General features: G+C 64.4%; 1 protein-coding gene. It reads right to left on the minus strand.

Features of this window, described 5'->3' with window-relative positions; genetic code table 11:
* Window positions 1-202 (minus strand): alpha/beta fold hydrolase (locus SCA31_RS24035; protein ID WP_410699507.1); only part of this gene is annotated, 202 nt, incomplete at its 3' end.
* Window positions 203-261 lie beyond the last annotated feature (59 nt).

The following is a 261-nucleotide window of genomic DNA, read 5'->3' on the forward strand; positions in this document are numbered from 1 at the left end:
GCACGGTGGCCATGGCGTCGTCGGGATTGGACAGAACGCCCAGCAGCGCCGGCTCGTGCAGCACGGCTCCGGTAAAACGCTCGGGAGCTTTCAGGACGGCGGCCAGCGCTATCAACGCCCCGGTGCTGTTGCCGAACACGACACATGGCACGGTCCCGAGCTGTTCCAGGAGGGCAACAACGTCGCTGGCATGCTGGTCCACTGACGTTTCCGCCCAGTCCGGTTGCTGCGAACTTCGTCCGTTGTTCCTACGGTCATAGG

Origin of the sequence: Chryseobacterium sp. SIMBA_028, assembly GCF_046535285.1 — a bacterium.
Taxonomy (GTDB): Bacteria; Bacteroidota; Bacteroidia; order Flavobacteriales; family Weeksellaceae; genus Chryseobacterium.